Genomic DNA, 24,682 nt, shown 5'->3' on the forward strand with positions numbered 1-24,682 from the left:
AATTTATATATACAAACACTATTTATTATAATACACTTATAACTATATTGTGATTGTTTCAGATTATTTTTCATCATGATAGAATGATAAATATAAAGAAAACAAAGCTATGTAAGGAAGTTAAAATGCAAAAATCTAAAATTAAAGTTGGTCAAAAAATTCAAGTTGCAACTCAGGCCGGCGTCAATCATATGGGAATTAATGGTGAAGCAATTGCTTTTTACCAAAAGAAATTAGTCTTCGTAAAAGGTGCCCTACCTCAAGAACGAATTATCGCCACCATTACCGACGTCTATAACCACTATCTTAGAGCTGATGTCAATAAAGTCATTCGGAAGAATCCTGAACGGGTCAAGCCAATCGATAGCTACGCTAACCATGTTGGTGGATTTGAACTAGAGAATATGGCCTACCCGATGCAATTAAAATTTAAACGGGCAATGTTTAAACAAGCTTTAAGCAAGTACCGTCCACTAGGATATAAAGAATATGAAGTTAGAAAAACGATTGGGATGGATCATCCCTATGGATACCGCAACAAAGCCCAATTCCAGATTAGAGCAGACCACGGTAAAGTAATGGCTGGATTATACCAGGTCAGATCCCACAAATTAATTGATTTAAAGACCTGCTCAGTTCAATATCCAAAGACAATTGAAGTCATGCGTAAAATTGTCGCCATCGTTCAAGATTTAAAGCTGCCAGTCTATGATGAAAAGCATAACTCAGGAATCCTCAAAACAGTAGTTGTCAGGGCCGCTTTAAATACTGATGACGTTCAAGTCGTCTTCATTACGAACACGGATAAAATGGTTAAAAAACACCAATTGTTAGATGCAATTAAACAACAGATGCCGGAAGTTACTTCGGTCATGCAGAACGTAAATCCTGGCCGCACTTCCCTAATTTGGGGTGAGACGACCACTAAATTATCAGGTCAGTCCTCAATCAATGAAAAAATTGGTGATACCACATTTAAATTATCGGCAAGAGCATTTTTACAGCTTAATTCCTATATGATGCCTAAACTATACGAACTAGCTGATAGAGCATTAGACCTTGATCATAATCGACACCTAGTCGATGCTTATTCTGGAGTTGGGACAATCGGATTGCCACTGGCTAAACGGGTTGATGAAGTCCGCGGGATGGATACCATTAGTGATGCCGTCAACGATGCCAACGAAAATGCAAGCATCAACAAGATTAAAAATGCCCACTATGAAGTTGGCAAAGCAGAAACATTGTTGCCACAATGGGTCAATGAAGGTTGGCAACCAGATGCATTGATTGTTGATCCGCCCAGAACCGGATTAGCTAATTCATTGATTGAAACCATTATGAAGGTTCAACCAACTAATTTCGTTTACGTTTCTTGTAATCCAGCAACCCTTGCAAGGGACCTTGTCGCACTGGTTCAAAAATATCGAATCCACTATATTCAGCCAATCGACATGATGCCACAAACTGCCCGTTGTGAAGCCGTTGTTAAATTTTCTTTAAGAAAAAGTAATAACCGCAAGTAAAGAATTAGCATTTTGAACCGTTGAATGTTATATTTGAGGAAGTTAAATATGAAATAAATGAATTGGATTTTAGAAAGAAAGTAGGGATATAATGCAAAATCCATTTAAAAACGGACAAATTCCATTACCCCCAAACTATGCAACCATGCGCAATCCTAAAAATGGTGATATTCGAATTAGTAAAGTTGGATTTTCTTTCACTTCATTAATTTTTACCATTCTACCCGCTGCAATGCGTTCTGATTGGTATAACTTCTTATGCATGATTGGAACCGAAGCAATTGTTTCAATGGGTTTATCAGTGATTATGAAACAACCACTTAATAGTGTTTTCACATTTGCATACTATATTTCAGGGATTATCTGGGGCTTCATCTATAATATGATGTACTTCAGACATCTTCAAAATATTGGATTTGTTCCGCTTGATAAACATTCAAAAAGTATTTTAATTAAAAATAAATATATTAAAGCATAAGCAAAAAAAAGATTCCTACTTAAATAAATTACGTAGGAATCTTTTTTTATTTTTAATTTAAAATTAGCGTGCGATATCAACTTTGATGTCAGCGTCAGTATCTTTTGGACGAACAGTTTCGTCATATGAGAAATCAGCGTCTTTAAAGTAGTTCTTAATTTCTTGGTTAACTTCATCTAAATCACGACGATCGTTATTTTGACGTTTGATTAATAAAGTATATTCTTTACTATCATCATCAGCATTTTCAAAATCATATGTGATATCAACAGTATTTAAAATTTCTTGAATCATTTGACGTTCAGTCATTTTCTTACCCCGTTTCCTTAAATATTCTTTATAAGATTAATTTTTATACATTATATAGGATAATGCTAAATCAAATATTTGTAAATTCTAAATTGCTTAAATAATATCTAAAGGTTGACTTGAAGTCGGTTCAGGGAAAACTTTGTTAATTTGATTCAAGTCATCTTGAGTTAAATCAATGTCCCCTGCATCCAAATTAGATTGCATGTGTTTTTGACTTGAAGTCTTTGGAATTGCAATGGTATTGCCATCCCGAATGCACCATGCCAACATAATTTGGAAAACAGTTGCATCGTGCTTTTTAGCAACTGCCTTTAAAATTGAATTGTTAATTAGGTCATGGTGACGTGAATCGGCTTCATCAATCGGTGCATAGGCAATTAACGGAATTCGGTGTTTTCTTTGCCATGGAATCAAATCATAATCAATTCCACGGCTCCCTAAATTATATAAATCTTCATTAGCAAAGACATTTTTACCATTCGGAACTTTCATTAAATCTTCCATATCAGATAAATCAAAGTTAGAAACACCCCAGTGCCTAATTTTACCGGCTTGTTTAGCGGCTTCTAAATTAGCAACCGTATCAGATAATGGCTGCATCCCGCGCCAATGATATAAATAAAGGTCTAAATAATCGGTTCCTAAATTTTTTAAGCTCCGGTCTAAAGCTTGATTCATTTGACGTTTACTTTCATGACTTGGGACAAATTTTGAAATCAAGAAAAGTTTATCCCTTGAGAAATTCTTGATGGCACGGCCAATTAATTGCTCAGAGTCACCATCACCATACATTTCAGCAGTATCAATCACGTTGGTACCGTGATTCAAACCATATTGAATGGTTTTGCTTTCTTGATCAAGAGTATTTGGATTGCTACCCATTAACCAGGTTCCAATTCCGATTGCAGGTAACTTTAATCCGTGAAAATTAATTGTTTTCATTAGTTATTTCATCCCTTTTTATTATATCTTATAACTAAATTTAATAATTTTAAAACATAATTAATACAAACTTGATTGATTATCATTTACAATAGTAATAATAGGAGGATATAGGTCAAATGGTAAAACGTTTCTTGCCAATTAAACATGGGGATAATTTTAGGGATATCGGCGGATACCGAACCAACACCAATCAAATCGTCAAATGGCATAAAATCGTTCGTTCTGGTCATATAGCTGATTTATCTTTAGATGATCAAAGATTTTTACTTAACTACCAAATTACAAGGGTGATTGACTTTCGTTCTAACCAGGAACGAAGAATGGCGCCAGATCGATTATCAAATGATGTTCAATATGAAAAGTTTCCCATTTTTGACAATCATTTTATTGTTTCCCATCAAAAAGAAATGACTGATCCCAAATTCAACTACCGTAACATGTTGAATATGTATCAATTTTTTATTCTATCTTCCCAAGCTCAAAAAAGTTTTCAAAATTTTTTTCAAAGCCTGATGAATAATCCAGGAAACCACGCCATCCTTTTTCACTGTTCACAGGGAAAGGATCGGACGGGCATGGCTGCCAGCATGCTATTGTTGGTTTTAGGAGTCGATATTCAAACCGTTAAAAATGATTATTTGCTTTCTAAAAAACCAATGATTCCATACATCCATCGAAAATTAACCCAAATAAAGCCTGAATTTATAAATGATAATTTTAAAAGAAATCTTTATGATCTTTACATTGTTCATAAAGCTTATTTTGACACTGCGGTGAATACAATTAGGTGTCAATATGGCACTTTTGATCATTTCACCCACCAATTTCTAGGGTTAAGTCAAAATGATATTCAGGTTTTGAAACACATTTATCTAACAAATACATACTGAAGTAATAGGAAGGTGTAGAAATGGACAAACGCTTATTAGATATTCATAACGGATACAACTATCGTGATATCGGTGGATACAAAACAACGAGCGGTAAGACGGTAAAGTGGCATAAAATTGTCCGCGCCGGTAATCTCGCAACGCTTTCTAAAAATGATCAGCAATGCCTAATTAATTATGGAGTAAAAGAGGATATTGATCTGCGTTCAAATCAAGAACGCCAGAACGATCCTGATCGCATTCCAAAGGGTGTTAATTATCATTTTTCCCCTATTTTTAATTCAAAACATGATAACCGCATTGATAATTTAAAGAAATTATATTCAAAAGATCCTAAAATTGGTTATCGAAATATGATTAGAACATACCAAATTCTAGTTTCCAGTAGTGAAGCTCGTCATGGTTATCGAAAACTATTTCAGGCACTTCTAAACAATGAAGGCGAGCAAACACTCCTCTTTCATTGTTCACAGGGAAAGGACCGCACTGGAATCGGTGCCGCCCTTTTACTACTGATCTTAGGGGTCGATGTTAAAACCGTTAAAAAAGATTATATGATTTCCCAAAAAATGATGGTTCCCTATGTAAAAATGAAATTGAAACAAATTGAAAAGTACCATGTTAATGACAATTTCAAACAAAACATTAGCGATCTTTATACCGTTCATGGTGGCTATTTTGATGCCGCAATGGACACAATTAAGGAACGCTATGTTAATATCCATAATTTTGCCCGTCAATTTTTAAATTTAAGTGATCGTGATATCAAAACGTTAAAGCAAATTTATTTAACAAATTAAGGAGGTCTTAAAAATGAAGGATAAGAAATGGTGGCTATTAGGATTACCGGTTTCAATGGGATTAGGTGTCTTTTTATTTAGTGAACACCTATTTAAAATGGGAATGTCTGGCCATCGTGGTCAAGACCCAAGGCCAGCAAAAGCACAACGTAAATTTGGTTATCAATATTATCGATACGTTGAATGGTACCAAAGTAAGCCCAAAGAAATCTGGCATATTTATGAACCTAAAACTGACGATACAATGGTTGCAACTTTTATTCACAATCAAGAACATCAATCTAAAAAAACCGTTATTATTGCCCATGGATATAACGGAAATCGTGAAACCATGTCAGGTTATGCCAAAATGTACTATGACATGGGCTTCAATGTTTTAATGCCCGACGACCGTGCCCATGGTCAAAGTTCTGGTAAGTACGTCAGCTTTGGCTATCTAGACCAACTTGATTACATGCAGTGGATTGACCGTGTGATTAAACAAGTTGGCGCCGATTCTAAAATTTTACTCTTCGGTGTCAGCATGGGTGGTGCCATCGTTTCAATGCTTAGTGGTAATGATCTACCAGAACAAGTTCAGGCTATCATCGCCGATTGCAGCTATTCTAACGTTAAAGATGAATTTAATTACCTGTTAAAAGCTCGTTATCACTTGCCATCAATGCCATTTGAAGCACTCGTCAGCACGATTAACAGACACCGTTTAGGATATTATCTGAATGATGCTTCGCCAATTCACATGTTAAAGAAGAACACCCATCCGATCTTATTTATTCACGGCAGCCAAGATCACTATGTTCCGACATATATGTGTTATGAAAATTACCGGGTCACAAGGGCTCCAAAGCAAATGTGGATTTGTAAGGGTGCATCCCATGCTGACAGCTTCTTCGTAAATCCTAAGGAATATCAAAAACACGTTCAAGAATTTTTAAGAACTTATTTTAAATAATAAATCATAACACCATCCTAAAAATTATTAGATGGTGTTTTTATTTTTAGCTAATATTAAACATATATTTGTGTCATGATGCGATTTTCGTTAAAATAATAATCAAATAGATAGTTCAAATTGGAGGTTATTAAATGTCAACATTAGAAAAAACTGAATTAATCGCGGTCAAATTTATTTCAACTTTTACAGCTGTATTTGCAATTTTAGGATTAATACTCCGTTCTAATGCTAACCGACCATCTCAAATCATGGTTTCAACCATCATTTTACTTTTGATTATTCAAATTTCAATCGTATCAATTCACGTTAATAAGTGGTTTGACCGATCATTGATTGGACTAATTATTATATTAAATGCGATTAATATTTTCCTAGATTTTTCAGCATGGTCCGTTGATTTAATTGCCATTGTTTCAAGTATTTTATACTTTGGATCTAAAAAAATGGTTGCAAAACACCATTCGAACGGCCTCCGATTTTACTAACCCAATTATTATTAATAGAATCAAAAATAAAACCATTCGCAAAAATTGTGAATGGTTTTTTAATTTATTTTAATTAATTATTTTTCTAAACCAACCCGTTTGAAAATATAATCAGCACGACGAATATGGTAATGATAATCGAAGGCATCATCAATATCCTTTTTAGATAGGTATTTAGAAATGGTCGGATCATCTTCAACTAATTTCTTGAATGATTCACCGTTCTGCCATGATTTAGCAGTTAACGGTTGAACGGCATCATAGGCTTTTTCCCTTGTTAATCCTGCGTCATCAATTAATTTAAGTAAAACCCGTTGTGAATAAATTAATCCATGGGTTAAATTCATGTTCTTCTTCATGCGTTCTGGGAAAACATCCAAATCGTTTAGAATATTAGTAAAACGATGCATCATGTAATCCAATAAAATGGTTGTATCTGGCATGATAATTCGTTCAACAGATGAATGTGAAATATCACGTTCATGCCATAGTGGAACATCTTCATACGCACTGATCATGTGACCCCTAACGACCCTTGATAGTCCACAAATATTTTCAGAACCCACTGGATTACGTTTATGTGGCATTGCAGATGAACCCTTTTGTCCAGTTGCAAAATGTTCTTCGACTTCATGAACTTCAGTTCTTTGAAGATGCCTAATTTCTAAAGCAAATTTTTCTAAACTAGTAGCTAGTAAGGCCAACGTTGCAATATATTCAGCATGAAGGTCACGTGGCAAGACCTGACTTGAAATCTCTTGGGCGCGAATGCCTAATTTATGACAAACGTATTTTTCAACTTGAGGTGGAATATTAGCAAAAGTACCCACGGCACCAGAAATTTTGCCGGCTTCAATTCCATTGGCAGCAGCATCAAAACGTTTTTGATTTCGTTTCATTTCTGAATACCAACGGGCTAAAACTAGACCAAACGTAGTTGGTTCAGCATGAACCCCATGAGTCCTGCCAATCATAACAGTTTTTTTATATTTGACGGCCTTTTTAGCAATGACATCCATTAATTTTTGAATATCATCCTTTAAAATCCGATCGGCTTTTTTAAAACGATAGCCATAAGCAGTATCTTCAACATCAGTGCTAGTAACTCCATAGTGAATCCATTTTCGTTCTTTTCCAAGTGATTTAGAAACATCCCTTGTGAAAGCTACCATATCATGATGAGTAACTGATTCAATTTTAGCAATCCCTTCATCCGAAAACGTTGCATTCTTTTTAATTTTTTCAACGTCGCTTGAAGGAATTTCACCTAATTTAGACCAGGCTTCATCAATTGCAATTTCAACCTTTAGCCAATCATTATATTGGTTATGTAATGTCCAAATTTTGCCCATTTCAGGTCTCGTATAACGATCAATCATGACTTTACCACCCTTAAATTTAATTGATTGTGCGAATTCATTATACCATAATTGTTTGTTTTTTAAATTACTTTCAGTTTATCAGTTCGTAAATATTAAAAATCATTTTACAAATGTCGAACATTAATTTGTATTTTTAAAATATTGTTCTTGCATTCTTATAAAATCATGCTACAATCATAATGTTGTTTAAATTTATGTTAATAGATATGGGGTTGATTCAATGTCTTCAATAGTAATTGTCGGAAGTCAGTGGGGAGACGAAGGAAAAGGCAAAATCACTGATTTTCTTAGTCAAAACGCAGATATGATCGTTAGATATTCCGGTGGTGATAATGCAGGTCATACCATTGTGTATAATGGTAAGAAAATGCATCTTCAATTAGTACCATCAGGAATTTTCTATCCTGACAAATTAGCTGTAATTGGTAACGGCGTCGTGGTAAACCCTAAATCATTAATCCACGAATTACATTACTTAAAAAAGAATCATGTTAAAACAGATAATTTAAGAATTTCTGACCGTGCTCAAGTAATTATGCCCTATCACATTTTGTTTGATGGCTTACAGGAACAACTTAAGACTAATAAGATTGGAACCACTAAGAAGGGAATTGGCCCTGCTTATATGGATAAATTAGAACGGATTGGAATTCGGATTGCCGATTTGATTGATAAGGATACTTTTGCAACTAAATTAGAGCAAGCCCTTGCCGTAAAAAATAAAATTTTAATGCGGGTTTTCAAGCGCAAACCAATTCAGTTTAGCGATATTTATGACGAATACTATCAGTATGGTCAAGAAATTAAAAAGTACGTTACTGATACTTCAAAATTAATTAATGACGCCCTAGATCAAAAGAAACACGTTTTGTTTGAAGGTGCTCAAGGATGCATGCTTGATGTTGACCATGGAACCTATCCATACGTTACATCATCCAATCCGATTGCCGGTGGTGCATCAACCGGTGCTGGTGTTGGCCCAACTAGGATCAACGAAGTCGTTGGCGTTGCTAAAGCATACACTTCACGAGTGGGTGCCGGTCCATTTCCAACTGAATTGCATAATGAGATTGCTCACCACATCCGAGTAACTGCCCATGAATTTGGGGTTGTTACCGGCAGGCCAAGAAGAATCGGTTGGCTAGACACGGTTGCTTTACGCCATGCTGTTCGTGTTTCAGGATTAACTCAATTATCATTAAATTGTTTAGATGTTTTTTCTGGCTTCAAGACAATTAAAGTCTGTACAGAATACAAATTAGATGGTCAAAACATTGACCACTACCCTGCTAATTTAGCTCAATTAGAGCGTTGCAAACCCGTTTATAAAGAATTGCCCGGTTGGGATGAAGACATTTCTAACTGTAAGACCTTAGAAGATTTGCCAAAGAACGCCCGCAATTATTTAAAATTTGTCGCTGACAATGTTCACGTTCCATTAGATACCTTTGCGGTGGGTCCTGAACGTGAAAAGACAAACGTCTTAAAAGATATTTGGAAATTAGCTGAAAAATAAAAATTAATCGCACAATGGAGGTTTAAAATATGAAAGCATTTGATTATGATGATGTCCAACTCATTCCAAATGAATGTATTATTAAAAGTAGAAAAGATGCGGATACAACCGTTAAATTTGGTCCACATACCTTTAAATTACCGGTGGTTCCATCTAATATGCAGACGGTCATCAACCGTCCCCTGGCAATTTGGTTGGCTCAAAACGGTTATTTCTATATTATGCATCGATTCCAACCGGAAAAGAGATTGGATTTCGTCAAAATGATGCATCAAAAACATCTTTTTGCCTCCATTAGTGTTGGGATTAAAGATTCTGAATATGATTTCATTGACAAACTTAAAAAAGCGAATGAACAACCTGAATACATTACAATTGACGTTGCTCATGGTCATTCCATCTATGTTATTAAAATGATTCATTACATCAAGAAAGTCTTTCCAGATACATTTTTGATTGCTGGTAATTTAGGAACCCCAGATGCAGTTCGAGAAATTGAAAATGCTGGCGCCGATGCCACTAAAATTGGTATCGGACCTGGGAAAGCATGTATTACCAAATTAAAGACTGGTTTCGGCACTGGTGGCTGGCAATTATCAGCCATTAAATGGTGTTCAAAAACAGCAAGAAAGCCAATGATTGCTGATGGTGGCCTAAGAACCAATGGTGATATTGCCAAATCAATTCGATTCGGAGCAACCATGGTTATGATTGGTTCAATGCTCGCCGGTCATGAAGAATCACCCGGTGAAGTCGTTAAAAAAGATGGTAAAAAATATAAGCATTACTGGGGCTCAGCATCTGCAAAACAAAAAGGAACTAAACATAACGTCGAAGGTCGCCAAATGTTAATTCCATACCGTGGTAAAATTGCGGATACCCTTAATTCAATGAAGGAAGATTTACAATCATCAATTTCATACGCAGGCGGTAAGGATCTTCAATCTATTCGAACCGTTAATTACGTCGTTTTACATTCATAAAATAAATACGGAAATAAGCTGTTAAAATTTATTTAACAGCTTATTTTTCATTGCAAGATATAAAAAGAGCCCTCACATTTGTGAGGACTCTTTTAATTTTATTTCAAAGGAAGATTTTTAAAAATGTTGGATAACTAATTCAAATTAATACCAACCATGACTTTGCCAGAATGATTGGGCATTAGTCCATGAACCATATCTAGATGAAACGTATTGGTTAGCAACACGGTCTTGGTTAGCTTGTGAGTAATCACCGTTTAAGTAAGATGCATCTAATTGATACTTACCAACGTATGATCCGTTTGAAGCACTGTATGAGCCACCAGATTCATGAGAAACAATCCAAGCTTTAGCAGCGGCATCACTACTATTACCAGCTGATGCACTATTTGAAGTATCATTACTTGATGATTGAGTAGTACTTGGTTGAGTAGTTTGGGTTGATTGAGTATTTTGAGCTGGGGTTGAAACGGTGGTTTGAGTTCCAGTACCAGGTAATGTTAATTGTTGACCAACATAAATAACTGAGCTGTCACTCAAACTGTTAGCTTGTTCCAATGAGGATAATGAAACGTTATTGTTTCTTGAAATGCTTGATAAAGTATCACCAGAATGAACAGTAACACTAGAAGCACTTGCTACTCCTGCACCCGCGATTAATAAACCGGCAGCAGCAGTGGTAGTGATTAACATTTTCTTGATTCTTTTGTTTAATGACATTTTAAATAAACACTCTCCTATATAAATCATGTTTCTTTAACGATTGTTTAACAGATATTCGTTGATCTCTATCAATCAACAATACGTATTCTACACGGTCAATGTTACATAGCAATATCTAGGATATTAAATAAATCCATTCAATCTGTTATATTCGTAATATTGATGAAAAGAAACATCAAAAAAGCCTAACGCATCAAGATGCGTTAGGCCCTAAAAATATCAAAAATTAATCAATTTAATACCAATTATATTGTTCCCAATGTTGTTGGGCATTGGTCCATGAACCGTATCGAGAAGTAACGTATTGGTCAGCAACCCGTTCCTGGTTGGCTGGTGAATAATCACCATTTAAGTATGAACGGTCTAATTGATATTTACCATAGTACTCACCATTTTGAGCATCATATGAATCACTTGATTCATGAAAAGCAATCCATGCTTTGGCGGCGCTTTGACTCGAATCTAGATTGTTGCTTGAACTATTACTATCATTATTAACAGTTGGTTGTGCAACCTTAGCATGATAATTTTGACTATGAGTGCGAACAATTGAACGACTACGATTACTTTGTGGGTTAGGATTACCAATTGGTTGGACTGGTAATACTAATTTTTGTCCAATTGAAATCACGGACTTGTCATTCAAATTGTTTTTCTTTTCGAAACTTGATAACGATACATTGTAGTTTTGAGCAATGCTTGATAATGTATCACCTTTTTGAACGGTCACATTTTGAGCATTTGCTCCGATTCCTGTTACTAAAATTCCACTAATCACTGAAGCAGTCATTAATAAAACTTTAACTCCCTTGAGGTTTAAAATAAACTATTCACTCTCCTATAAGTATAAATCAAAAACTGTGTCTCGAAACAACAATCAAGTATTCTATCTGCTCATCATTACATAGGCATATCAATAATATTAAAAAAATTGATCTTTTTGTAACATTAAGTAACAGAACTGTAATTAATCATTTCACAAAGTCTGATATGATAGGAATTAATGCTTACCTAAAAATGTAGACCAAAAAATAAAAAAAGATGCTTTTTTAGATTCAAAAAAGCATCTTTGTAAAATTAACCCTTTGATTTCAACTGTTATAGCTATTGAATATGTCCAATAATAAACGCACTTAAAACGATTAAAATTAAACCGAATTCGGTATAAATCATTTCAAGATGATCTTTATGTTCATGTAAGAATAGAATTCCTGCAATGACTGAAATCACAGAATTCAATTGTGAAAGTGGAAATCCAGTCGCCACCCCGTTTATTTTAGATGACACCAAATAGAAGAAAGTTCCACCACCGGATAATAATCCACAAAAAGTATTTTCAACTGTCTTTTTTCCAATTAGAAACTTCCCCCATTGTTTTGGCACTATAATCCGACTAATAATCAGTGAAGTGACAATTTGTCCGATGGTTTGCGGTAAAATACCGGATAAACCACTTGCATTCGGAACCCGTGGTAAAACATCACAGAAGGTATATGCAATTCCACCAACAACTAAACAAATAACTCCAATGTGATGCTCATGTTTATTATGCCGCCTTTGTTCATGCTTATCCTGATGAGCGGTAAAAAGAATCCCAATAAACAGTGCAATCATACATAAGAAACCAAGTATTTTGGAACTAGTGGATACCCATTCGTTTAAAAAGAAAATGCCAAAAAGCGAGGTTCCAATCATTTGAATTCCTGCAAAACTTGGAACGGCAGATGAAACGTTCATTTTAGTGAACGAAATATATTGCATTAACTGACCTAAAGCCCAAGCAGCGCCCGAAAAAAAGCACCAAATAAAATCAGGAATTGAAATGGCAGGACGAAAAATAAGAATTATAACACCTGCTAATAACAATGAACCGAATGTATTTCCAACTAATTGTTGAATCGGACTACCACCCGTTTTTTTAGTTGCAATGGGTGCAAATCCCCAAAAAATAGCCGGAATGATTCCAATTAAAATATCCATCAAGACTCATCTATTTCTAATTAAATTTAAAACATTATACTTTTAAAATAGCATAATCCATTCAAAATTTAAATTAGAATTTTAATTTTTTTGATTAGTGTGTTTAATCCCAATCCCTGTAAATCCACTGAAGACAGATAAAATTGGTGAAAGGATCGAGAAGAATACAAATGGCAAGTAGTGAGCAGTCGGAACATTAAGTGTATTAGTAATGAAGACACCAGCAACTCCCCAAGGAACTAGGTAGTTAATGACGGTCCCACCATCTTCTAAGACACGACTTAGAGCGACCTTAGCTAAACCAGCCTTTTTAAATGCTTTTGAGAAAGCATTCCCTGGTAAAATAACTGAAAGGTACTGTTCACCGATAAAGACATTCACGCCAATGCAAGCTAGGATGGCAGCTAAAATTAATTTTCCATCAGAATTCAAATGCTTTGAAGCTGGTTTCATAACGGCATCTGTAATCCCTAAATGCATTAATAATCCACCAAAAGCTAAAGCAACAAAAATTAGCGACATACTACTCATCATACTAGAAATTCCGCCACGGCTTAGCAATGCATCAACATCATGATTACCAGTGTGAGAAACAAACCCATTTAAAATGACGTTAGCAGCATTTGTAATGTTTAAACTGCCACTTTGGAAAAAGTACATAATGACAGAAACGGTAATATTAATTAATAATGTTGGAACCGTTGGGATTTTTACCCATGCACAGATGAATAAAAGTAAAATTGGAATAATTGCCCAGAATGTGATTGAAAAGTGCTGGGTCAAAACCTGTTCCGTAACGTGAATCTTGGATAAACTAACCGAACGATTACCATGACCAATAAATAGGTAAATAACAAAGGTAATGACAAGTGCCGGCAACGTTGTAAAGGTCAAATTTTTAATATGATCCATTAAATCAGCGCCAACCACAGCAACGGATAAATTATTGGTTGCAGATAATGGTGATGATTTATCACCAAAAATAGCACCAGATAGAACGGCACCAGCAACCATGGCTGGATTGATTCCCATCGTAATTCCAATTCCCATGAATGCAATTCCTAACGTTGATACGACGGTGAAAGTACTTCCAACCATGCATCCAACGAGTCCACAGACAATGAAAACTGATGGTAAGAACCATTGGGCACTGATCAAATGAAACCCAAAGACCATTAAACTTGGAATAATGCCAGAAATAATCCATGCACCAATCAAAGCACCAATTAAAATAAAAATAAATAGTGGCACAATTCCATTTTTAATTCCAACGACAAAACTATCGTTAATTTGATCCCACGAAAAGCCCTTTAATTTCGACCAAAAAATAACAATAATAATGCTGACTAGGATTGGAATCTCAGGTGATAATTTCAAGCCAATGACCCCAAATCCCATTACAATTAACATCAAAAGCAATACCAGAATGCTCTCACCTAATGAAAAGTGGGGTTCTGATTTTTTAAGCACTTTAACTTTATTCATACTATCAACACCCTTTCTGATTCCAATAAAAAAATCCCAATTACAAATTAATGTAATTGGGACGACAAATTTTAAGTTAATACCGTGGTACCACCCAGCTTAAAAGCCAATCTGGCTTCTCGCTCATTAGATGATAACGGATCTAAATATTATCCGGATAACAATTATTTTCATTGTATTTCGACCCATTCACCCTGATCGGTTCGCAGCAACCACCGACTTCCTGACACCCAGATGAACGACTACTTTAATGAAAAGCACTTGCTTAATATATTAATTATTAGAAATAATATCATTTTCATTTAATGATGTCAACCTATTTTGAATTAACTTCCGCTAATTTTTGATCTAAAAATTGAGCTAATTTATCTTTTGGATAAACTCCGGTTACTTTCTCTTTGGCTTGCCCATGTTTAAAGATCACTAAACTTGGAATGCTCATCACCTTATAATTCATGGCAATGTCTTGATTATTTTCAACATTCATTTTGCCAAAATGAATTTGACCCTTAAATTGATTTTCTAATTGTTTCATAATTGGATTCATCATTTTACAAGGTCCACACCATGGGGCCCAAAAATCAATGACAGTGATCAAATTATTTGTCTCCCGCTTTAAATTATCACGGGTAATGGTAGTTGCCAAATTAATTTCTCCCTTTCAAATACGGTTTTGCAAAATGATAGCCAACGGTTACGACGATTAAAACTAGGACGATCACGCCAAATAAAGACGGCGGCATTTCAATGTTGATTGATGGAATTGAAATCATCAATTTAATTGCAATAATAGCAATCAAAACGTATGCCATCGGTTTCAATTCAGGAATCTGTCGCATCAAGAACATAATTCCTTCAGCGACAAACCGCATGACTAAAATTCCAATCATTCCACCAATTAATACGATAACCGGATTAGATGAAACTGCCAATGCTGCCAATACCGAATCAACAGAAAAAATGGCATCCATAAATTCAATCTGTAGAACCGTTGACCAAAATAATGAAAGATGCTTATGTTTATGGCTCTTAGTTTCAGTTCGATGACGTTTTTTCTTCCGATCACGAAAGAAAGCAAAAACTAGGTATAGTAAATAAATTCCACCAATAATTTTAATTGGCCAGAAATTAATTAAATATACGCCAATTCCAATCACTAAGAAGCGGTAAAGATAGGCACCCCATAAACCATAAAATAATGATTTTTCACGTTGCAACTTACTTGGCAATACTTGAGTTTGAGCTGCTAACACAACTGCATTATCAACTGATAACAAGCATTCCATAACAACGAGTGAAAAAATAACCAAAAGGTCGTTCCAAGAAGTCACGACCGTTGACCAATTTTTCAGACTGAAAAAGGGTCCATATAAATGTGCTAGTAAGTTCAGCAAATTCTAATTCCCCTCACTCTATTAAATTAAATTCAAATTAATTATACCATGAGGTGAAAACTAAATTAATCGTTATTGATTGCTTCTAAATCATATTTGCTTAAATTATATTGTCTAATTACGCCAATTAATTTTTTAGCGTAACTAGGATCAGTCGCATAACTATTCCGCTGAAGTAAGTAAGCAGCTTTAATATAGCTATTGGTATTATTACCACGAATAAAGTTAACCTGTAATTGATGATCATGGTCAGCAATTGCTTCAGTCAAATTCGGGTATTTCCTAAATTTAGCTGGAACGGTGATTTTTTTACCATTAACATATTCGTCAGTATCATAAGAAACATACTGGCCCTGATAAGTCCCTTTAATTCCAAACGGGTTATTAGCCGTCTGATAAAGCTTAGATGTACCCCATTGCGATTCAACAATTGCCTGTGCAATCACAATACTAGGCAACACGTGATAATTTTTTTGATAAATTAAAATTGCCGGTTTTGAAATATGGTTAATAAATTTATGTTCCATATCCCGTTGCTGGATTTCACTTGAAGTTTCGGCATTTTGCGTCGTCATAATGTTTTGATTATTAATTCTAGAATTGATTTTACGAATTCCAAACGCCGCTAATCCAATTACAACGACAATAATAATTAAAACGGCAAAAACAAAGCCATGTTTGTGACTCCCTTTCTTTCTGTGATCAGCAACATGTCGCCGTTTTAATGTTAAATTTCGTTTCTTTTTCATATTAAATCATTACCTCTTTTACAACGTTCAATCAGATGAACATTCCTTATCATATCAGATTAAAGTGGGAAGTTAAATTCATTCTGCCATTTTAATTTAAGTATTTTACAATCATTCAATATATTATTGATAAATTATGATAAAATTAAGGTATGATTACTTATTAAAAGGAGAACCGATTTGAATGAAAACCATAAAAAAACTATATCATAATCGAGTGATTTCAATTGTGATTTGGCTAGTGATTATTTTCATCGCAATTCTAAAATTGCCTAATATTACTAATCTAATTACTAATCAAGGCCAACCACAATTCAATGCTAATTCACAGATCATTCAATCTAAGCATGCTCAACTTAATTGGGGTCGCAACATTAGCAACACTCAAGAAGCTGACGTTGTTTATCACAATCCAAATGGTGTCATTACAAAACACCAACAAAGCACCATTAATGCATCCATTAGTGCTTTAAAGGGTCGGGAAAAATCAAACGGGATTAAACAAATTAATAGTTTGGAAAATGATCCAAATGAAAAGTACCAATTAAAGTCTAATGATGGATCAACCGAAATCGTTAAGATCTACGTTAATCCCCAGGTGATTTCTTCTAGTCAATTGGTATCTGATATTAATGGGACCGTTAATAATAAGATCTCATCCCATTTAAGAAGTTATGTTACCAATCCAAACATTATCAATAATGAAGCATACCAAAAAATTGCTAGTATTACCCATGTAATCACCATTATTATCTTTATCTTTTCAATTATCATCATTGGTTGCTTATTCAAATCAATTATCGCACCCATTATTGGTTTTATTACCCTCTTAATTTCATATACGGTTTCTCTCAGCATTATTTCAAACCTTAGCCTAAGATATAACTTTCCATTCAATGCCTATACACCAATTTTAACATTACTTGGAACGGTCATTTTAGGAACACTATTCCTGTTTATTTTCTACCGTGAATTTCATAAGGAAATTTTCCACCGTAAAACTAGAACTAAGGATTACACTAATTACACTAACGAAGCAATCAGAAAAATACGTTTAACCGTTATCTCAACTAGTTTAATCCTTGCGTTAGCATTTGGAAGTAGTATTTTAACTTCATTTAGTTCCGTTAGAGCTTTATTCACAGTTGGAATTACTTTCATCGTCCTAATTTTTACAATTTTAACACTAATGCCTGTCTTTACGTTTCTATTGGAAGAATCAATCTTCTGGCCAAATAAGCATGGCTTTAAAGAAACGCCCCACAAATTATGGAATAAACTAACCCGTTTTTCATTATGGCAGCCAATTGCTGGAATTGTCTTAGTAATTTACTTTGTTGTTCCGTTTGCATACGCATACCGAAACAATCTTGACTATACCAATTCTGATTATATTAATAATAGTCAAGCTAAGGTCGGTGCCGATGTTTTAAAGGCTCACTTTTATCAAGGTAAACCAACCCCCTTAACTGTTTATGTTCAAAGTAATCATAAATTGGATAATGAATCATCACTTGAAACAATTGACCGTCTAACAACGAAATTGCAGACAATGAAACACGTTAAAGCTGCTTATTCTGTTACCCAACCAAGCAGCATGCCGATTAGCAAGTATTACGTTAAAAATCAATTAAATTCAGTAATTGGCGGGATCAACCAAATTCAAGTTACATTGCATAATGCTGTTAATACTACTAACCATGGCAAGCGTCAATTGAATTTAAAGCAATTGAACAAACAAATTAATTATTTAAACCGGATTGTTAATCAATCTAATCAATCACTTTCCAATAATTCTGATCTGCAAAATCAATTGCAAAACATTTCAAGTAATGCTTCAGTCCCGCAAGTTTCTGTAAGCAAAAAAGTTGCTAAAAAAATTGCCGTTTACCAAAGAAAAATTAATCAATTAAGTCGGCAGTTGGATCAAACTAACAACAACTTGAATCGATTGAATTCAAACAGTCAGAATATTAATAGTAATTCCCAAACTGTTCAAAGCAATCTTAAGACTTATAAAAATCAATTAGGACAAGTCAATAATGATCTTAAATCAGTTAAGAAAGATGTTAACCAAGCTAATGATAAATTAGATGGTATCTATAGTTACTTGGATGGCTTAAGAAGTGCTTCCAAAGGATTTTATTACATCACGCCTAGTCAAATGGCTGACACTGATTTTCAACAAAATGTCTATAATTACATTAGTACCAATCAAAAGATGACTAAATTAAGCATTGAATTTCAAAATGCGCCAAATGGCACAACTAGAAAAGAATTAAGTCACCTTAGATCAGAAATTAACACAGAATTACAAGGAACCAATTTGAAGGGTTCTAAAATCATGTTTGCTGGTGAACCCGTTAAACACGCTACGATTCAAAGGAATTTTCAACGTAGTTTCTTCGAAGCTGGACTCTTGAGCATTGCAATCATTCTAATCGTTACAATGATTATTAGCCGAAGCATCTTACATCCAATTTACTGGATGGGAGCTTTCATTATCAGCGGCCTGGCAGGATTACAATTAACTAACTTTACGATGAGCTTTATCTTTAATACCGTTAGATTTAATTGGTATGCTTCCCTGCTAATTACATTTATTCTTACAATGATTGCCGTTTGGAAGTTACTACCAATTAGTTTGATGTTCAGAAAACGTAATATTTCGATGCTACAATGGTTCGAACCATCGTTGACAACCCTTGGACAATCAATTCGATATACGATTGCAATTGTGATTACAATCATGATTGGTCTAATCTTCATTCCAAACGCAGCGTTAATGGAAACTGCATTTACCGTCATTTATACGGTAATTATCTTTAACATTATTATTCCAATTATTGTGGCTTCATTTGGAAAGTTATCATATACAATTCCAAATCCAGATTTAAGAAGACCCAGTCACCTCTTTAAAAAACGAAACAAATAATTAAATCATCAAAAATAACCGTTCTCAAAATTGAGAACGGTTATTTTTATTTAAGGTAATAATTTAAATTACCATTGTCAGAAGATGATAAATAATGATATGATTTAAGATACACTTACGAAAAATTAGTAATCTACAAAGGAAAATAATAAAATGAAATACAATCATAGAATTAACATTTATAAAGAGCACCCAAAAGTACATTTATTTAAAAATGGATTTAACAATGGATTATTTTATTTTAATATCCTCCTATTAATCATTGGATATATGGGATTAATCAGCCCAAATGGATTTAATAATAACGTTATTACACCCATTGTTTTCATTGGACTCCTTATATCTATTTTTAAAATCAATTATCGGAAAGAAATTTTCTTAAATAATAAAAAAGCCATTAGCGTTTTTGTTTTCGCATCGATTATTAATAGTATCATTGGGGTTCTTAGTTTAACCATTAATTTAAAAGAAATTGCATTTAATCAATATTATCTTAAAATTTTAATTTTAGAACGAATTGTCCTCATCATGACGGTTTCGCTACTACTTGCGGTCGAAAAAATAATTAAAAATAACAAATTATCAAATTAATTAAAAGCATCTGACTTGTTTATCAATTGGTATTCAACTTCTTGATTGGATTTTATAATTCCATACAAAATTTGTTTATGGTGATGATCAAAGTAGCCTAAATTAATTGCCGGATTGCCATGAATCATTTTAATTCCATGAAAAGATTCCCGCATGAAACTGAACACAGTATTTAAATTATTGCCATGTTCATTCACTTTATGGACAGCTCCAATTAAGGTGTAGCCTTGATTAATCCGATTTTTAATATTAGCGATCCTTAGCAAATTATAAAAATTATATACCCGTGAATTATGATTATTGGAACGATTGGATTTAATATAGCCCTTTTGTTCCCAATATCTTAATTGTCTTGATGAAACTGATACCATTTTACTGACTTCACCAATTTTAAAAATTAATTTGTTTAGATCCAATGCTTTTGGAAAAGTTTCATACCACTGTTTACTACTCATCATCATTCACCCAATCTATTAAAGATAATTATTAATTTACCACATTTTAAAATAATTTTCACGACTATTTGAAATAAATTACATTAAAGATACTTGCATTTAATTATTTTGAAACACCGTTGTTACACGCGTGTAACATTTAATTGTTATTCTTATAATAGTAAATGAATGTAGGGAGAAGTTAATTAGTTATGAAGAAAGTTAATCTTACAAAATTATTAGTTAGTTTCATCGCATTTGTGTCGCTACTCGCAATGGGTGCCAGTTTTTCAGCTAGCGCTAATAGTAATAGTAGCAGTCATCAATCTACATATAAACAAGTTTACAAAGAAGCAGTTAAACATTTAAATCAACCTTATGTGTATGGTGCTGAAGGCCCAACTTCTTTTGATTGTTCTGGATTTGTTGATTACATATATCAAAAATCAGCTAACGTCACATTACCAAGAACCGCCCAAGATCAATTTAACCAGGAAAAACGAATTAGCAGAAAGCACCTTAAAAAGGGTAATTTAGTTTTCTTTGGTTACAGTAAACGTAGCATTAGCCACGTTGGCATGTACATCGGTCATGGTCAAATGATTGATGCTCAAAACCGTGGGGTCGTTAAAGAAAATATTGATGCTCCTTGGTGGAACATTGAAGGTTATGCAAAAATTAACATGTAATAATTAATTAACAAATAAAAATAATAGCCATGGCTTATAAGCCATGGCTATTATTTTTATTTAATATTTTAATGAATGTTATATCCGGTAATTTTAACATCATTATTACTAACCCATAGTTTAGTTAAGCTACCGTTAGCAGGACTCTTAGTCGTATCATATTTACCATGGCCATAACGTTCGCCAACGGTTAAAATAACGTTGCTGTGACTAACAAGCAAGACATTGTCACCATCGTGAATATCTGGATTGCGACGCATTAAAGCTAGTCCCTGATTCCAGCGTTTCCAGTATTCCTCATCATTTTCGGCCTGATGAAATGGATCGGCAGCCTTTAAAAAGTCCTTGGCTTTTCCATTAGAGTATTTAGATACGATATCTTTAAACGTTGGTACTCCATGGGGTGCACCCGCCAAATACCATGATTGGTTAATATCATTACCCTCAAAATAGCCATAAAATTCACCACGTAAAATTGATGATGAAATTGGTTGTTTGAGATCTGATAAATGATTATGATTCAAAATGGTTTGGGCTGTATATTGAGCCCTTGTAGTATCACTACAGTACGCAGCTGCAAATTTAGTCTGTGCTAATTGATTAGCAATTTTAACCGCATCCTGCTTACCTTTTTCAGTTAAAGGTGCATTACTCCACCCCTGCAATTTATTGTAAAGGTTATAATAGGTTTGACCATGTCTAACAATGTATAAATTAAATGTAGCCATGCTAAATTCCCCTCTTATTTACAATTTAAAATAAATCTAACTGCTTATAAAATTCTTTCTTATAATATTTAACTGCTAATTGATTATAATTCAACTGTTTTAATGTATCATAAATAATCGATTTTAATTCATGCAATTTAATTTCTTTATAAGAAGATAATTGAGCAATAATTAATAACTCACAACGTTTAATAATCACTTTATCACGCGTTAATGATTTTAATGTATCATGAACAAGACGAGGGTAAAAATGAATTTTTTTGCCATTATCTAAAATAATATCTAAGTGACAAGCAATTTGATTTGACTTAGTTTTCATAATGATTAACCCTCCTCATATTTTAATGATACGTGGAAATTAAGAAAATTTCAACTATATATGGTAACATCAATTAATAGTAGTCTACATATTGTGCTAATGCAATTTATTATCACAAAATAAGGGATTATAACTGGTAATTATTAAATAATTTGGTAATATACAATTAAGGTAATCGTTATGAAGGAGCATTCATTTTTGAAAATAATTAATTTAATCAGAAACAAAATCAGCAGCCGGATGGGGTTTTTCTGGCTACTAGTATTCTTATTTTGGGCCAAAACCATCTATGCTTATTTTACAGATTTTCAACTAGGAATTAGTGGCACTTTCGAATACTTTATCGCATTTTTAAACCCGATTGCATCGACAATGCTAATTTTGGGGATTGCATTATACATAAAACCATCACGTTTATTTTATCCAATCATTATTATTTTGGATATTTTAAATACCGTCCTTTTATATTTAAATGTCATTTATTTTAGGGAATTCACCGACTTTATGACCATTAGCACTATGACTGGATATTCAAAAGTTAACCAGGGATTAGGCGGTAGTTCTTTGGCATTAACATCTGGTCACGATGTTTTTTATTGGCTTGATATCGTCTTAGTCTTACTTTTGATGGTATGCCGCGTCATTAAAATTGATCACCACCCGGTTAGACCCAGGATGGGATTTGCAATGACGTCTTTAAGCATCCTATTGTTTATTTTTAACCTATCGCTTGGTGAAATGGATCGTCCCCAGTTATTGACGAGGACTTTCGATCGAACATACATCGTTAAATATTTAGGATTAGATGCATTTACTGCATACGACGGCGTTAAATCTCAACATAATGAAGACATGCGTGCCATGGCCACAAAATCGCAACTGAATAACGTTCTTAAATTTACTAAAAAACACTATGCTAAACCTAACGTTCAATATTATGGTAAAGCCAAGGGTAAAAACGTCTTTATTATTCATTTAGAAAGTTTTCAACAATTTTTGATTGATATGAAGATCAATAATCAAACTGTAACACCCTTCTTAAATCACATCTATCACAGTAAATCAACGTATTCTTTCAAGAATTTCTTCCATCAGGTGGGTCAAGGTAAAACATCTGATGCCGAAAACATGTTAGAAACAAGTACCTATGGTTTGCCGCAGGGATCGTTATTTGCACAACTTGGTAATGATAATACTTTCCAAGCTGCCCCTGCAATTTTAAAACAACACGGTAATTATAATAGTGCCGTCTTCCATGGTAACGTTGCCAGTTTTTGGAACCGAAACAACACCTATAAGAATATGGGATATCAATACTTCTTTGATGCCAGTTATTATGATATATCTGGCGATAAATCACTTGGCTACGGCTTAAAAGATAAACTGCTCTTCAATGATTCAATCAAATACTTACAGCACTTACAGCAACCATTTTATGCCAAATATATTACGGTCACGAATCATCTCCCGTACGACTTAGATGCTGAAGATTCTAATTTCAAGACTCCAAATACTGATGATGATACCGTCAATAACTACTTTAGGACGGCTAATTACCTTGATCAATCCGTTCATGAATTTTATAACTACCTTCAAAAAGCTGGTTTATTAAAGAAATCAATCATCATTTTATATGGGGACCACTATGGAATCCCAAATTCTGAAAATCAGAACTTAGCTAAATTAATTGGCAAGAATCCAAGTACTTGGAATGATTTTGATAATGCTCAACTTCAACGGGTTCCATTTATGATTGACATGCCAGGTAACAAAAAGGGCCATATTGTTAATACCTATGGTGGTGAAATTGACGTATTGCCAACACTCCTCCATCTCCTAGGCATTAATACTAGATCGGATATTCAATTTGGAACCGATTTGTTCTCCAAACAACATGATCAATTGGTAGCATTTAGGAATCGCGACTGGGTCAGCCCAAGCTATACCAGTATTGGTGGAACGGTTTACAGTAATAAAACCGGTCAAATAATTCACCCGAATCCACAATTAACAAGAAGATTTGCACTGATGCAGGCCCGGGTCAATCGAGAGTTATCATTATCAGATGAATTAAATGAACGAAATCTCCTTCGTTTCTATAAAAATAAAACGTTCACTGACGTTAACCCAAATGATTACAACTATGCCAATGAACTCCAACAGGAATTAAAGACTGAAAATAAATTAAAGCAACATTCAACTAGTTTATATTCTGAAAACCACGATCGATCGGAAACTAATCTTTATAAGACTAATGCTCCTGAATTAAAACATAAATCAACCGATTCCAACCGTTTAAAGATTACAAACCCCGATTCAAATAATTAAAAAAACGGACGACGTTAACGCGTCATCCGTTTTCTAGATTAATATCAATTTAAAA

Annotated in this window: 25 protein-coding genes; 12 read left to right on the forward strand and 13 right to left on the reverse strand. The window is 34.0% G+C overall.

What is annotated here, in order from left to right:
* Positions 1–125 precede the first annotated feature (125 nt).
* Together rlmD and WR164_RS06730 are read left to right on the forward strand one after the other, a co-directional pair.
* On the forward strand, positions 126–1,526 hold the full coding sequence (gene rlmD / locus WR164_RS06725; protein ID WP_286136760.1) for a 23S rRNA (uracil(1939)-C(5))-methyltransferase RlmD: 1,401 nt from the start codon (positions 126–128) through the stop codon (positions 1,524–1,526).
* 91 nt (positions 1,527–1,617) lie between these two features.
* The gene (locus WR164_RS06730) at positions 1,618–2,004 is read left to right on the forward strand and encodes a hypothetical protein (RefSeq protein ID WP_286136761.1); all 387 of its coding nucleotides are present in this window, start codon (positions 1,618–1,620) and stop codon (positions 2,002–2,004) included.
* 63 nt (positions 2,005–2,067) lie between these two features.
* Here the strand turns inward: WR164_RS06730 and WR164_RS06735 are convergent, their stop codons facing one another.
* Both WR164_RS06735 and WR164_RS06740 read right to left on the reverse strand, forming a co-directional pair.
* The gene (locus WR164_RS06735) at positions 2,068–2,313 is read right to left on the reverse strand and encodes a hypothetical protein (protein ID WP_286136762.1); all 246 of its coding nucleotides are present in this window, start codon (positions 2,311–2,313) and stop codon (positions 2,068–2,070) included.
* Between the two features lie 96 nt (positions 2,314–2,409).
* Positions 2,410–3,258 carry an aldo/keto reductase gene (locus WR164_RS06740; protein WP_286136763.1) on the reverse strand — a complete coding sequence of 283 codons (849 nt, stop codon included), beginning with the start codon at positions 3,256–3,258 and terminating at the stop codon, positions 2,410–2,412.
* A gap of 119 nt (positions 3,259–3,377) precedes the next feature.
* Here WR164_RS06740 and WR164_RS06745 point away from each other — a divergent pair, with 119 nt between their 5' ends.
* The 4 genes from WR164_RS06745 to WR164_RS06760 all read left to right on the forward strand — a co-directional run bounded on the left by WR164_RS06745 (position 3,378) and on the right by WR164_RS06760 (position 6,391).
* On the forward strand, positions 3,378–4,151 hold the full coding sequence (locus WR164_RS06745) for a tyrosine-protein phosphatase (protein ID WP_286136764.1): 774 nt from the start codon (positions 3,378–3,380) through the stop codon (positions 4,149–4,151).
* Positions 4,152–4,171: 20 nt separating this feature from the next.
* Complete coding sequence (locus tag WR164_RS06750; protein ID WP_286136765.1) at positions 4,172–4,951, forward strand: tyrosine-protein phosphatase; 780 nt, start codon at positions 4,172–4,174, stop codon at positions 4,949–4,951.
* Positions 4,952–4,964: 13 nt separating this feature from the next.
* A complete protein-coding gene (locus WR164_RS06755; protein WP_286136766.1) occupies positions 4,965–5,903 on the forward strand; it encodes an alpha/beta hydrolase in 939 nt (312 codons plus the stop codon).
* A gap of 134 nt (positions 5,904–6,037) precedes the next feature.
* On the forward strand, positions 6,038–6,391 hold the full coding sequence (locus WR164_RS06760; RefSeq protein ID WP_286136767.1) for a hypothetical protein: 354 nt from the start codon (positions 6,038–6,040) through the stop codon (positions 6,389–6,391).
* Between the two features lie 77 nt (positions 6,392–6,468).
* Here WR164_RS06760 and purB read toward each other — a convergent pair whose 3' ends face one another.
* A complete protein-coding gene (gene purB / locus WR164_RS06765) occupies positions 6,469–7,770 on the reverse strand; it encodes an adenylosuccinate lyase (protein WP_286136768.1) in 1,302 nt (433 codons plus the stop codon).
* A 223-nt stretch (positions 7,771–7,993) separates the two neighbouring features.
* Between purB and WR164_RS06770 the strand changes: the two genes are divergently transcribed.
* Together WR164_RS06770 and WR164_RS06775 are read left to right on the forward strand one after the other, a co-directional pair.
* The gene (locus WR164_RS06770) at positions 7,994–9,289 is read left to right on the forward strand and encodes an adenylosuccinate synthase (protein ID WP_286136769.1); all 1,296 of its coding nucleotides are present in this window, start codon (positions 7,994–7,996) and stop codon (positions 9,287–9,289) included.
* Positions 9,290–9,318: 29 nt separating this feature from the next.
* Positions 9,319–10,272: a GMP reductase gene (locus WR164_RS06775; RefSeq protein ID WP_286136770.1), complete on the forward strand. Its 954-nt coding sequence runs from the start codon at positions 9,319–9,321 to the stop codon at positions 10,270–10,272.
* A 144-nt stretch (positions 10,273–10,416) separates the two neighbouring features.
* Here the strand turns inward: WR164_RS06775 and apf (WR164_RS06780) are convergent, their stop codons facing one another.
* The 7 genes from apf (WR164_RS06780) to WR164_RS06810 form a co-directional block, all read right to left on the reverse strand.
* Positions 10,417–10,992: an aggregation-promoting factor gene (apf, locus tag WR164_RS06780; protein ID WP_286136771.1), complete on the reverse strand. Its 576-nt coding sequence runs from the start codon at positions 10,990–10,992 to the stop codon at positions 10,417–10,419.
* Between the two features lie 238 nt (positions 10,993–11,230).
* Complete coding sequence (gene apf, locus WR164_RS06785; RefSeq protein WP_286136772.1) at positions 11,231–11,785, reverse strand: aggregation-promoting factor; 555 nt, start codon at positions 11,783–11,785, stop codon at positions 11,231–11,233.
* A gap of 314 nt (positions 11,786–12,099) precedes the next feature.
* Positions 12,100–12,975 (reverse strand): GRP family sugar transporter, encoded by an 876-nt coding sequence (locus WR164_RS06790; RefSeq protein ID WP_286136773.1) that lies wholly within the window; start codon positions 12,973–12,975, stop codon positions 12,100–12,102.
* Between the two features lie 81 nt (positions 12,976–13,056).
* Positions 13,057–14,460, reverse strand: coding sequence for a Na+/H+ antiporter NhaC (nhaC, locus tag WR164_RS06795; protein WP_286136774.1), 1,404 nt, complete (start codon positions 14,458–14,460; stop codon positions 13,057–13,059).
* Between the two features lie 316 nt (positions 14,461–14,776).
* Entirely contained in the window at positions 14,777–15,106 is a 330-nt protein-coding gene (trxA, locus tag WR164_RS06800; RefSeq protein ID WP_286136775.1) for a thioredoxin, read from the reverse strand.
* A gap of 1 nt (position 15,107) precedes the next feature.
* Positions 15,108–15,851, reverse strand: coding sequence for a TerC family protein (locus tag WR164_RS06805; RefSeq protein WP_373876921.1), 744 nt, complete (start codon positions 15,849–15,851; stop codon positions 15,108–15,110).
* Positions 15,852–15,919: 68 nt separating this feature from the next.
* Positions 15,920–16,603: a glycoside hydrolase family 73 protein gene (locus tag WR164_RS06810; protein WP_286136777.1), complete on the reverse strand. Its 684-nt coding sequence runs from the start codon at positions 16,601–16,603 to the stop codon at positions 15,920–15,922.
* Positions 16,604–16,787: 184 nt separating this feature from the next.
* Here WR164_RS06810 and WR164_RS06815 point away from each other — a divergent pair, with 184 nt between their 5' ends.
* Entirely contained in the window at positions 16,788–19,538 is a 2,751-nt protein-coding gene (locus WR164_RS06815; protein ID WP_286136778.1) for an MMPL family transporter, read from the forward strand.
* 153 nt (positions 19,539–19,691) lie between these two features.
* Positions 19,692–20,129 (forward strand): hypothetical protein, encoded by a 438-nt coding sequence (locus WR164_RS06820; RefSeq protein WP_286136779.1) that lies wholly within the window; start codon positions 19,692–19,694, stop codon positions 20,127–20,129.
* On the opposite strand, the gene WR164_RS06825 is transcribed toward WR164_RS06820, so the two are convergent.
* Positions 20,126–20,584 (reverse strand): MerR family transcriptional regulator, encoded by a 459-nt coding sequence (locus WR164_RS06825; RefSeq protein ID WP_286136780.1) that lies wholly within the window; start codon positions 20,582–20,584, stop codon positions 20,126–20,128. The two genes, WR164_RS06820 and WR164_RS06825, sit on opposite strands and share 4 nt — an antisense overlap.
* Before the next feature lie 191 nt (positions 20,585–20,775).
* Between WR164_RS06825 and WR164_RS06830 the strand changes: the two genes are divergently transcribed.
* On the forward strand, positions 20,776–21,252 hold the full coding sequence (locus WR164_RS06830) for a C40 family peptidase (protein WP_286136781.1): 477 nt from the start codon (positions 20,776–20,778) through the stop codon (positions 21,250–21,252).
* Between the two features lie 68 nt (positions 21,253–21,320).
* Here the strand turns inward: WR164_RS06830 and WR164_RS06835 are convergent, their stop codons facing one another.
* Both WR164_RS06835 and WR164_RS06840 read right to left on the reverse strand, forming a co-directional pair.
* A complete protein-coding gene (locus tag WR164_RS06835; RefSeq protein ID WP_286136782.1) occupies positions 21,321–21,980 on the reverse strand; it encodes a histidine phosphatase family protein in 660 nt (219 codons plus the stop codon).
* Between the two features lie 25 nt (positions 21,981–22,005).
* Positions 22,006–22,299, reverse strand: coding sequence for a hypothetical protein (locus tag WR164_RS06840; protein WP_286136783.1), 294 nt, complete (start codon positions 22,297–22,299; stop codon positions 22,006–22,008).
* 180 nt (positions 22,300–22,479) lie between these two features.
* On the opposite strand from WR164_RS06840, the gene WR164_RS06845 reads away from it, so the two are divergent.
* Entirely contained in the window at positions 22,480–24,627 is a 2,148-nt protein-coding gene (locus WR164_RS06845) for an LTA synthase family protein (protein ID WP_286136784.1), read from the forward strand.
* Positions 24,628–24,682 lie beyond the last annotated feature (55 nt).

Origin of the sequence: Philodulcilactobacillus myokonensis, from assembly GCF_027923585.1 — a bacterium.
Taxonomy (GTDB): Bacteria; Bacillota; Bacilli; order Lactobacillales; family Lactobacillaceae; genus Philodulcilactobacillus; species Philodulcilactobacillus myokonensis.